General features: G+C 68.3%; 6 protein-coding genes and 1 tRNA gene. 5 read left to right on the top strand and 2 right to left on the bottom strand.

Annotated features, from left to right (window positions below):
* Nucleotides 1–198 precede the first annotated feature (198 nt).
* Both ABZS66_RS44865 and ABZS66_RS44870 read left to right on the top strand, forming a co-directional pair.
* Nucleotides 199–271 (top strand) — tRNA-Thr (locus ABZS66_RS44865).
* 712 nt (nt 272–983) lie between these two features.
* Nucleotides 984–2,195, top strand: a complete 1,212-nt coding sequence (locus ABZS66_RS44870) for a tyrosine-type recombinase/integrase (RefSeq protein WP_354768996.1) — start codon at nt 984–986, stop codon at nt 2,193–2,195.
* 1,350 nt (nt 2,196–3,545) lie between these two features.
* Here the strand turns inward: ABZS66_RS44870 and ABZS66_RS44875 are convergent.
* Together ABZS66_RS44875 and ABZS66_RS44880 are read right to left on the bottom strand one after the other, a co-directional pair.
* Complete coding sequence (locus ABZS66_RS44875; protein WP_354768998.1) at nt 3,546–4,286, bottom strand: hypothetical protein; 741 nt, start codon at nt 4,284–4,286, stop codon at nt 3,546–3,548.
* Nucleotides 4,287–4,324: 38 nt separating this feature from the next.
* On the bottom strand, nt 4,325–5,188 hold the full coding sequence (locus ABZS66_RS44880; RefSeq protein WP_354769000.1) for a hypothetical protein: 864 nt from the start codon (nt 5,186–5,188) through the stop codon (nt 4,325–4,327).
* Nucleotides 5,189–5,928: 740 nt separating this feature from the next.
* Between ABZS66_RS44880 and ABZS66_RS44885 the strand changes: the two genes are divergently transcribed.
* From ABZS66_RS44885 to ABZS66_RS44895, 3 genes are all read left to right on the top strand, one after another.
* A complete protein-coding gene (locus tag ABZS66_RS44885; protein ID WP_354769002.1) occupies nt 5,929–7,404 on the top strand; it encodes a hypothetical protein in 1,476 nt (491 codons plus the stop codon).
* A complete protein-coding gene (locus ABZS66_RS44890; RefSeq protein ID WP_354769004.1) occupies nt 7,397–8,413 on the top strand; it encodes a caspase family protein in 1,017 nt (338 codons plus the stop codon). Before ABZS66_RS44885 ends, ABZS66_RS44890 begins: the two co-directional genes overlap by 8 nt.
* Nucleotides 8,400–11,736 (top strand): TIR domain-containing protein (locus ABZS66_RS44895; RefSeq protein WP_354769006.1); only part of this gene is annotated, 3,337 nt, incomplete at its 3' end. The genes ABZS66_RS44890 and ABZS66_RS44895, both read left to right, overlap by 14 nt.

Raw genomic sequence — 11,736 nt, forward strand, 5'->3', positions numbered from 1 at the left:
CGACCCGCGAGGAGCGCGGGGGCTGTGGATATAGGCCGGCGCGCCGCTGCTGGAGGTGCAGCACGCCGACGGCACGATGGGGACCTTCTCCACGGACCGGTTCGGGCCCGGGCGCGGTAACCGCTGAGCGAACTGGGAGCTGACCCGTTCCGCCCGGCGGTGCCGATCCGTAGCCGGCCCGGGTACAATCTCAGCGAGGCCGGCGTGGCGCAATTGGTAGCGCACTCGACTTGTAATCGAGCGGTTGGGAGTTCAAGTCTCCCCGTCGGCTCAAACTGTCCGGCTCCCGGATCACCGGTACGGTACGCGGCGTGCATACCGCTTCGAGCGACAACACGCAAAACGGACATATGGTTGAGTCGTGTGCCGAGCTGCAGCAACTATCGCGGCCCGAGGCGTTCCCGGCTGAAACCTCCGGTGTCGACCAGCACGCCTGGACTCCCGAGAAGATCCGCTCGCTAGGCGCCTTCATCGACCTGCCCACTGCCGCTGCGATCCTGGGCATCGGCCGCAGCACGGCCTACGCCGCAGCCCGCACCGACCGACTCCCGGTTGCCGCGGTCCGCGTCGGAGGAAGACTGCGGGTCCCCGTCGCGCAGCTGCTCCACCTCGTTACGGCCACGCCGCCCGCTCCAGTCCCATCACTTGAACCAGCCGTCCTCGACCCGCGCGTGCCGCCCAAACACGCCGCGTCCCGGCCCACGCGGAAACAGGCAGCGGCCGGCGCACCGTTCGACCGGTGGAAGGGCACGGTCCTCAAGCGCTGTAGCTGCGTCGACCCTGCCACCGGACGCCCCTACGGAAGGGCATGCCCGAGCCTGCGGACGCCAAGCGGCGCGTGGAGTTCAGCCCATGGCACGTGGGGCTACCAGCACGAACTGCCCCGGTCCCGGGACGGGCGCCGCCGGATCGCGCGCCGCAACGGTTTCAACACCAGGACCGATGCTGAAGCCGAGCTCGCGCACATCCGGACGCTGCTCAGCGTGGCCGACGACCTCGAGACCGCGACCGGCATCGGCGATCTGATCGCTGAAGCCATGCATTCCCGCCAAAGACTGCCAGCCGCCGACGAGGTCCGCCGGACGCTTCACCTGCGACCCGACCAGCGGGACCTGACCGTCGGCCAGTGGCTGGACCTGTGGCTGGACAGCCGCCGCGCGCTGCGGCCGACCACCCGGCGCGGCTACGAGGACATCACCCGCATCCACCTGGTGCCGCATCTGGGTGCGGGGAAGCTGGCCAGGCTCACCGCGGACCACATCACGGCGATGTTCGACGCCATCATCGCCCGCAACGACGCCATCGCAGTGAGCCGGGCGGTGCCCCGCTCAGCTGGCGGGCGTCGCGACCTGCGCAGTGAACGTCCCGTCGGTCCGGCGCAACTGCGCCGAATCCACGCGGTCCTACGAGCCGCCCTCAACCACGCGGTCCAGCGTCAGCTGCTGCCACACAACCCGGCGATCGGCGTGGAACTGCCGTCGGCCCGCTCCCCGCGGCCGCTCGTGTGGACCCGGCAACGAGTCGCCGAGTGGCAGCGCACCGGAACCGTGCCCTCACCCGTGATGGTCTGGACCGCGGAGCACACCGGCAGGTTCCTCGACCACGTCAGCTCCGATCCGCTCTACGTAATGTTTCACCTGATGGCGCTCCGCGGGCTACGCCGCGGTGAGGCATGCGGCCTGCACCGCGGCGACGTCGACCTCGACACTCAGACCCTGACGGTCCGGCATCAGATCGTGCTCGTCGGCTGGCAACCCGGGCTGAGCGCCCCGAAGACCGACGGCAGCGAGGCCACCATCGCCCTGGACACGACCACCGCCGAGCTGCTGCGGCAGCAGTTGGCCGACCAGGACCGGATGCAGGAACAGGCCGGCACCGGGTGGATTGAGAATGGCCTGCTGTTCACCGAGCCGGACGGGCGGGCGATCCACCCGGACTGGGTCAGCCGCCGCTTCCGGACTGCCGTCAACGAGGCCGGCCTGCCGCCGATACGCCTGCACGACCTGCGGCATGGTGCGGCCACCCTGGCGCTCGCTGCGGGCGCCGACATCAAGACGGTGCAGGCGATGCTGCGGCACTCCACCATCACCCTCACCGCCAACACCTACACGTCCGTTCTGCCGGCGGTCGCCCATCACGCTGCCGAGGCCGCGGCCGCACTCATCCCCCGCGCACACGGTGGCGAACCAGCTTGATTTGGTGGTCCCCAACACCGTATGTCCGGAGCTGCACCACATGCTGGGAAGAAGCTCTACGTACTGTTTTGCGGGTATTTTAGGTCCTGTTCGGTGGTGGCTTGTCCGGATCTTCGTCCAGCTTCGGTGGGCACATCCAAGACCAGGGGCGGAGTCCAAGAACAGCAGAGCACGCGTCGAACACGACAGAATCTACTGTGGACAGACGGCGACCTGCGCACCAACATGCTCCGGGAGTCGGCGAACCGTTGATTCGTCCAGTGGCTGCTGGCACGTAAGCGTCAGCCGTCTGGAAGGAAAGATCGGGCGGCGAGCCGAGCAACGCCGGTTCGCAATGTCCTATCGGGGCCTGCAACCGGGGCGGCTGTAACTCACCTGGACTATTTCTAGGTCGGTTACATACGGTCTTGCCCCGCGCCCTGCCGTGCGGCGCGCGGGGCGGACAGCCAATGCGCGCGCGTCAGCTCGCTCACGCCCCGCCCGTGCGTCATCCAAGTGATCAGCGCGATCCACGTCGCCGATTTTTTCCGGCCGTGTAAGGGCGCACTGCTGATCGAGGCCCATCGGGACGTACGGGGCCGTAGGAGTCGAGGGTGACGGTCAGCCACATCGACGGCCGGTACTCGGTGCCGTGCGGCGCCATGTACACCCTGCCGACCGTGCGGGCTGCACCTTCTGGCGAGGCAGCGCCGGGGCGTCCTGGCGCCGTTTCGTGGACCGGTGCCGCTTCGGCTCGCTCGGCTTGTCGTGCTAAGGGGCGACTGTGCCCCGCGGCCCCTCCGCTGCGATCGCTTCCTCAACTTCGCGGATCGCGTCGTCGACCTCGCCGATCTGATCCCACCTGGACGCGCGGACGGCCTGGTCCCGGAAATACTCGAGGTGTGCCCGAAGGCTGATCAGCGCCCGGTGTTCCTCGGTCGCAGGCCGCGGAGCCGGTGCGGGCTCGTCGGCGCGGTGCCAGCCCTCGCGGATCTGGGTCTTCCGCAGCCGCCGGGCGCGCTGCGCAAGGGTGGGCATTTGTCTTCGCGGCTGGCGCCGCACACGTCGATGATCTCGGTCTGCCCGGTGGCCAGGTCAGTGCGGCGCAGCCCGACCGGCCGGAGACAGACGCCATACTCGGACGCCATGTCCTTCCAACCCCTTGGGTTTGGACGACTACGTCCGGAGCATCGGCGACGCAACAAGGTCATCAATATGCTCGTTGGTGATACACAACGCATCGAGATATACGCCGCACGTGGGCTCGTAGTCGCCCAGACGATTCCTCTGAATGTCCGTTCGGCCTACTCCAGCTTGATCAAGAGTGGGGATGTAGCGAGACTGATCTAGAAGTTGCTTCTGATCGGTCCATCAAGAATGCTTGCTCTCATTATCGGGGGCCACCTCGCCGCTAGACTCGGGAACGAGGTTCGGTCCGTTCCGAAGGCCTAGATCTCGCCGATCCGCTGCCTCCTGCTGTGCGGCGTAGTCCGCCATCGCCCGGATTAGCGATCCCATCTGGAGGATGGCATATGACAAGGCAAGGATCTCTATTGCCAGGCCCGTCGCGGATCGAGGCCAATTCGGTCTGTCGACCATGTTGAGGTCCCCAGCGATAGCGAAATACAAAAGACTGGCGCCTGCGGCGAAGAGTTGCGTGGTCATTGTCCATAAAAAAACGAACGTAAGATCACCGTACAGTGATCGAAAACCGACACCATAGTCGATTGGCCCGGTGTCCGCTCCAGAAACGGGCATAATGGAGCGCGTTTCGCCGTTGTTCTCAATCCGCAATCGAGGCGCGCGTACGCCGTTGCTAATCATTGTGAAATACAAGACGTTCTTCGGGATTGCGAGAGCTAGCACCGTGGCGGATGCGGAGGCTCCAAATCCCAAAGCTGAGAATGCCAGCACGCCGGCGGAAAAATCCTTCACGGCTACCTTGGCCAGGGCCGGAAGCCCGCCCGCAAAAGCGGCCCACGTAACCAAGAGGGCCACGAACGCCGCAAGCAGTACATTTCGGTGGAGGAAAGTGTCGCGGAGTCGTTGGCTAAGGTGTCGCCGGACGAAGCCGAACAGGTGGAGCTTCTTCAAACGCTCCCTGACGTTCATGGCCGTACCTTACCCGTGGGGTACGACACTTTTGTTGATCAACGGTCGCCCTCCGGTGCTTGCGATCTCTCCCTGACGAGAAGGATGGCGCGCTCGGCCAGCTCCACTTCGGCGGCCATAACGATCTCTTCCTCAAGATCCTGCGCGATCCGCGTTTCGATCTCAATCGCTCGCTGCTCTTGATGCTTCTCTAGCGTCAGCATGCTGTCTGCGACATCCCCGATCCTCCGGCCGAAGATCCGGACATCCCGAATATTTGCGTACCCGCGCCTAACATGATCGCGGATGATGTTGACGATGCCCTCGTTCTTCTCTAGCGAATCGCCGCGTGCGGCCGATACCGATACTGACGCCTTCTGTCCTCCCGATTCGGCGGCAAGCTCCGACAGGATGTCGTTTGCGTCATCCCAGTCCGAGTTGGGTCTATTAACCTGAATGATCGCTTCACGGATTCGTGCGTACCGTTCAAGTTCGTCTTCAAAAGAAGAGCTTGGTAGAGGACTGATGTCGAAATTCAAGCGATTGACGATTCGGTTTTGCCGCGCCAGCTTTGTGAAGTATCTTTCTAGGCTTGTTGCGCTGACGCCTACTCGCTTACTTTCGATGATGATAAGTCGTTCGCTGGGTACGAGAACCACGCGCGTTGCTGCGGCAAGCCATGTGCCGTCCGGTGTCGATGCCGTTTCAAGGTCGCCGGTCCGCTCGTCGTAGAGTAGTGGAAGTTCCTCGGGGTTGCCGCTTGCAAAACGAAGCTTGATGAGGTTTCCCTCTACTTCGATCTTATTCACTGCGATTACAAGTTCATTGTGGATTTCGACCCTGAGTGCTTGCTGTGGCAATCGGGCGACTCTCTCAAAGAAGGCGACGTAGTCGATGAGTCCCTCTGGAGTGCGGGCATGCATCACGTACGCCTTGATCCATCGAACCCTCCGCGCCACCTTGCCTCCTCCTTGTCGGTGACAGGTTATAGGTCCGCCTGGCTCTGGGTCTCACACATTCCGGGCGCAGTGAGACAAATTTGAGTCATTTTTCCGGCCGGATGGAGTGGCAGGGCTGACCCAGGACAGCTGAGCCAGGTGGCCCGACCGGGTGGGGTTGCCGAATTGCCCTGTACCAGTCACGGCGGCCCGGACGTGGACACCCAGCTCGACGTGCAAGCGGCGCCCGGCGTAAGCGCCCGGGGCCCGAAGCCCAACCGGGACACCGCGTCCGATCAGCACAGAGGGCGCTTGAGATGTCGAGCCAGACAAGTCAACAGGTCGGCCCAGGCCGCCTGCAATGGTCGGCGTAGGCCTCGCCGGTCGAGCCGGAACACCATAAGAGACATTCCGCGGGCCGCACGTCAACAACCAACCCGTCCACCGCTGGCTAGCTCACAGGTGCCGCCAGTTCCCAAGGTGGAGCGCCGACCGCAGCGCTGCGGACGGCGAAGTTCGAACTGGCCTCGCCGCCACGCAAGCCCTGCGGTTGCGATCAGTAATGCGCTCGACGTGGGTGCTCTGGCGTGCGCGGTCCGTAGTCCCGGATCGCCTCACCCGCCTCGACGTGACGACTTGACGTTCGGCTCAGACTCGGCACTGTCTGGCCGAATCTCGTCGTCGCGCACATCCGCGATGACCGATGCGATGAGATGCTGCCCCCTATGGGAGGACATGTCATCCACACCGGCCCACACGGGCAGTTGCGGTCGACCACGGCTGAGCAGCTGCGGGCCATCGTCGATGACGTTGCCAGCGCACGGAAGGTTGTGCTGCACTTCCATGGTGGCCTTGTCGACGAGGCCGCGGGCTTCGCGATCGCTGAGCGGCTCGCTCCCGTGTACGAGCGCGCCAGCGCCGTGCCGGTGTTCTTCGTGTGGCGCAGCGGGCTGCTCGAATCGGTCACCGGCAATCTGCAGGAGATTCTGGCCGAGGACCTGTTTCAGCGGATGCTGCGCTGGGTCCTTCGGTTCGCGGTGGGCAAGCTTCGGGAGCAGGGCGGCGGCCGGGGTGTTGCCGGCATTGCGCCGGTTTCCGGCGATGAGGCGGACGTCCAGCTGCATGGCCGGTCTCTCGACCGGGAGCCGTTTAGTGAGCAGCCCGTCCGGAACGGTGTCACGGGCGTGACCGACCGTGAACGCGAGCAGTTCGCCCGGGCGGTCGAGGCGGACCCCGTGCTGCGGGCCGACCTTGCGGCCGTCCTGGAGGGTGACGCGGCGAGCCGGTCGGCGGGCGCGGGCGAGCGTAGTACGACCCGTATGGACCGTGAGGTGCTCGCCGAGCTCGCCGGTGGGGAACCCCAGGCGCGAGGATTGATCAGCACTACAGTTCTTGCCCGCAAATGCGCGGCGGTGTTGGTGCGGGTCGTTCGGCGCTACCGGGACGCCAGCGACCACGGGGTCTACGCGACGGTCGTCGAGGAGCTGTTGCGCGAGTTTTACCTCGCCGACGTCGGTGGTGCCGTGTGGGCGGCGATGAAGGGCGACACGAGCGACACTTTCGTCGCCGCCGAGCCGGCGCGTGGTGGGCGACTGTTCATGGACCTATTGGCCGCTGCACTGTCGAAGGTGGGCGCCAACCGGCCGGAGCTCACGCTGGTCGGGCACAGCACGGGTGCGGTTTTCATCGACAACCTGCTCACCGACCTTGGTCGGCTGCGGGCCGCCGGTACGCTGCCGGCCGACCTGCGGGTCCGCAACGTCGTGTTCCTCGCGCCGGCCTGCACGAGCGGGCATTTCGCTGCTGTGCTGCGAGAGCACCGCGACACCTTCGCCCGGTTCCGGATGTTCACAATGACCGACGACGCCGAGCGGGCTGACCGGCTGCTCGGCGCGTTCTATCCCCGTTCGCTGCTGTACCTCGTATCGGGCCTGTTCGAACGTGACACCTCCGGCAGCTCGGCGTGTGTGCCACTTGCCGGCATGGCCCGATACGTGCGGCTCGGCGACGACGCGACCAAGGACCTTGTCCAGGTGCGCGACTTCATGCTCGAGGACGGCCAGCACCGTGTCGTGTGGTCGCCGTCCCCACCGGACGCACCAGCGGCGCTGCGCGCCGCCGCGGTGCGCCACGGCGACTTCGACGAGGACCCGCTGATCCTGGAAAGTCTCGGCCGCCTGGTCGTAGGCGACGATGCATGACGCGCACTACGCAGTGGTCGTCGGGATCAACCGGTACCCGGCGCTCGGCGACCTGCGCGGCCCGGTCGGCGACGCCGCCTTGTTCGCCGAATGGCTGCGGGACCCTGCAGGCGGCGCGCTGCCGCCGGACAACATACGGGTCGTGCCGGCCTCTGGCACCGAAGTCTTGCATGCCTACGACGCGAAGCCAGCGGTCGCCGAGATCGTTCGGGCGCTCGGCGACCTGAACCGCACAGTCGAGGCCCGCGTCGCGGCAGACCCGACGGTCTGGAAGCGAACCAGGCTGTATCTGTTCGTCGCCGGTCACGGCATGCTGCCCGACGGCAGCGACGGGGCGCTGTTCGCCGCCAACGTCAGCCTCGACGAGCTGGGCCACTGCCTCGACCTGCGGCGCTACGCCCAGTGGTACCGCCGCAGCGGACGCTTCCGCGAGCTCGTGCTCTTCGCCGACTGCTGCCGCAACCGCATCGACGGCGCCGCCGCATTCGGCCCACCGTTCACCGAGCCGGGAGAGATCGAGAACGTCGTCCGCATCGTGGTCGGGTACGGCGCTGAGTTCGGCCGGGAGGCGTTCGAGGGCCCAGTCGCCGATCAGCCCGACCAGCGCCGCGGCTACTTCACCGAGGCCCTGCTCAGCGGCCTGCGCCGCCCACGCCCGGACCCAACCTGGGGTGCGCTGCGGCGGTACATCGCCGACACCGTCCCGCAACTGGCCGCCGCGCACGGCCACGACCAACGCGCCGAGCTCAACGGCGACGACGACGTCGTCTTCGGTCCCGGCACGTCCGACGACATCGCTCGACGGGTCACGATCACGTTCGCTTCCGGCACCCCGGGCCCGGTCGACCTGCTCGGCGGACGGCTGGAGGTGCTCGGCACCTGGAACCCGGCCGACGGGCCGTGGGTGCGGCAGCTACGTGCCGGACTGTACGCGGTCGTCAGCCACGGTTCGGCCACGCAGTTGGCCGGGATCACGGTCGCGGGAGCGGATCTCGATGTCCACGTCTGAGGGCCGGATCGTGCTCAACGCTGCGCAGCCGGGCGTGGAGTTCACAGTCTGCAACGCGGATCTCGCTGTCGTGGCCACCGGCTGCGGGCACCTCGACGTCGGCGTGCCGCCCGGGCTGTACCGGATCGAGCGACGCGCGGGCGACACCGCCTCAACCGAGGTCGTGCTCGTCGCACCCGGCAGCACCGTCCGGCGTGAGAACGCCACCGTACCGCTGCACACCGTCGCCCCTGTGACGATATCGGTCGAGGACCGGCCGGTGTACCTGGCCGAGGCTGAGGCCGCGAGCGCGCACGCCGCCAGCCAGGCCGTTGCTGGACTCGCATCGCTGGTCGTGGTCATCTGCCAGGACCGTCCCTTCGGCCAGCGAGCTCATTTCGCCGAGCTGGGCCTGATCGACGCGGACGGACACCCGGTACCAAGTTGGCGGCACGGCTGGCGGACCGCCGGTACCAACATCGCCTCGTGGAGCGCGAACCTTCCGCCCGGCGGGCACCTGATCCGGATGCCCGAGGACATCGAGATCCCGCTGTACCTCATGGCCGGTTGGCAGACGATCCTCTTCTGCCTGCACGGCGACCTGCGCGACACCCACGAGATGTCGGTCCACCTCATGCCCGCCGACCAGCCGTGGCGCGCCGACGACCCCGGCGCCGCCGCCGTCGAAACCGCCCTCGCCGCACTGCGCCGTCGCAGCGGAACCTACCCCGCCGACGCCGTGTCCGCGTGGCTCACGGACGGGGCGGACACCAACCCGATACTCGGCGTCCTCGCCGCCCACTTGCTACGCCGGACCACCGATCCGAACATGACCTTGTACGCAGCTGTCGTCGACCGCCTGCTGCGCCTCCTGCCCGACCACCCCGACGTCGCAGCCCTCGCCACGGCCCGCACCGGCACGATCGTCCCGGGCGGCCGCCGGGTCACCTGGCCACCGATGCTCGCCACCGCTTACCACGACCTGCTCCTCCCGGCCGACCTCGTCGCCGACGGTGCGATTGTCGAGGGCTCCCTCGCCGAACGGATCGCGCCGCACCTGGTGCGGACTGGGCTGTGGCTCGCCTGGCGTACACCGCCACCACCAACGGCTGCCGATCCTGCCACCACCGCACGGACCGCCGCTTTTCTCGCGCAGGTCGCCGCGGTCGAGCGGTCCACCGTCGAGAAGGTTGCGGCGCGTTGGACCGCCCAGGACGTCGCCCGCAGCACCGCCCTGCCGCTGCGCACTGTTCGCGCTGCGATGCTGCTGCTCGGGTGGCCAACGGAGGCGGCAACCGGCGCCCCTGGCCGAAGCACCGACCTAGACCTGCGCCAGGCCTTCTCCGACAATCAACACTCAACCGTTCCCGAAGATATTGACGTTGTGCCGCGGCACGGGAACCACGGAGAAAAGGTTGGGCACGACGTCTTCCTGAGCTTCAGCCGGCAGGGGCACCCCGAGGTGGCGCAGCGCGCCTACGACGTCCTGAAGGCCGCCGGGATCAGCGTCTACATGGACGCGGACCTCCCCGGCGGGGCACGCATCTCGGACGAGCTGATCGCCGCGCTCGGCGCGAGCCGGATCGTGGTCGTGGTCTACTCCGCCGCCTACAACCGCCGCTCTGCCCGCCAGTGGGAGCTTGTCCATGCGTCTCTGGCCGGCGCGGCCGAGGGGGACGCGAGCGGCCGCCTGCTCATCATCAACCCGGAGGCTGACGAGCGGCACATCGTGCCGTACGTCGTCGCCGACGTGAAGTTCCTGCGGCCCGGGCAGCTCGCCGAGCTGCCCGGGCAGGTCCGTCGCAAGCTGGCCGCCCATCCGCAGCCGATGCAGACCGTGCGGCGGCTCGACCCGCCGCGCTGGCTGCCCCGGCGGGTGCCGGGGCAGCCAGGCTACAGCGGCCGGTTCGCCGACCTGTGGCGGGTGCACAACGCGCTGAGCGGGGTGGACAAGCCGCTAACCTTTGACACCTGGACCGGGCCGGCGGCGGTACTTACGGGGATAGCCGGCATCGGCAAGACGTCCCTGGCTAAGGGGTACGCGTGGCTGTTCGGCGATGCGTACCCGGGCGGCATCTTCTGGGTCGGCGTCGAGGGCGCCGGTGGGCTGCCGGCCGCCCGCGCCCGCCACGCCGACCAGGTGCGGCAGCTGGCCAGGTCGGTCGGGCTGCCGGTCGGCGGGGAGGACCCCGACCGGCTGGCCATGCTTCTGGCCGAGCACCTCGACGACGCCGGCGAGGCGTTCCTGTGGGTGGTGGACGGCCTGCCCGACGACCTCGACGCCGAGCAGCTCGCCCACTTCACGCTCCCGGCCCGCCGGGCCCGGATGCTGTTCACCGCCCGGCGGCACACCGCGGGCCCCGTGGTCGCGCTGGACGGTGTCTGGCCCGAGGACGGGCTCGCCGTGCTCGACGCCGCCCGGCCGGTGACGCCCGCCGACCGGGCCGCCGCGCTGTCGATCGTGGAGCGCCTCGGCGGCCACCCCCTCGCGCTGAGCGTCGTCGCCGCCCGCATGCGGGGCGGGGAGGGGCTGCGCTCGTACGCCGATTACGCCCGGACCCTGACCTCGGCGGACGCCGGCGCGAACATCCTGGGCGTGATCGCGGAGTCCCTGCGCCCGCTGGGCGAGCGCGACCGGACCGTGATCGTCCTGGCTGGCCTGCTCGACCCGGCACCGGTCCCGGCGGCGCTCGTCCGCGATGTGCTCACGGCCGTCGACCCCACGACGACCGTGGAGGACGTTGTGGACAGCCTCGACCGGCTGCGCCGCGGCGGGTTCGCCGCCCAGGATGGGGACGCGTGGACCATCCACCCGCTGGTCGTCGAGGCCGCCGGCCAGCTCGGCCGTCCGGCCACACTTGCGGCGGCGGTCGCGCCGGCGGCCGCGGCCGCGCTCCTGCCGCTGCTGGATGCGGCCGGGGACCCGCTGCTCATCGGCCACGCCCGGGCACTGGCCAACGTGCCTTCGCTGACCGGCACGGGCCCGGCCGCCGGCCTGCGCCGCCGAATCGCCGCCTACCACCACCGGACCGGCGAGTCGTACTTCCGTCCGATCGCCAGCGACGACCACCGGCCGTTCGGGCGGGCCACCTACACGGTGGCGTCCCGCCTGGAGCCGGCGGGCGCGGCGTACCGGCCGCCGGTCGCGAACTTCGGTGCGCAGGCACCGCCGGCCGGGCCGGACCGAGGCGACGACGGAGGGGACGGTCCGGGCCGGCGCGACCACGGCGGGCGCGTCGCCCACTCGTGGGGGCCGATGCCCGGCTTCAGTGTCGTCGCCCTGGGTGGACCCGGCTCGGGCAAGACGACGTTCCTCGCCCAGATGTACGACCGGCTGCGCCGGA

This window comes from Dactylosporangium sp. NPDC005572 (assembly GCF_040605515.1).
Classification (GTDB): domain Bacteria; phylum Actinomycetota; class Actinomycetes; order Mycobacteriales; family Micromonosporaceae; genus Dactylosporangium.

Coding starts and splice junctions, on each gene's coding strand:
- ABZS66_RS44875 (WP_354768998.1), bottom strand. CDS start 4,286: ATGAACGTCAGGGAGCGTTTGAAGAAGCTCCACCTGTTCGGCTTCGTC.
- ABZS66_RS44880 (WP_354769000.1), bottom strand. CDS start 5,188: ATGCATGCCCGCACTCCAGAGGGACTCATCGACTACGTCGCCTTCTTT.
- ABZS66_RS44890 (WP_354769004.1), top strand. CDS start 7,397: ATGCATGACGCGCACTACGCAGTGGTCGTCGGGATCAACCGGTACCCG.
- ABZS66_RS44885 (WP_354769002.1), top strand. CDS start 5,929: ATGGGAGGACATGTCATCCACACCGGCCCACACGGGCAGTTGCGGTCG.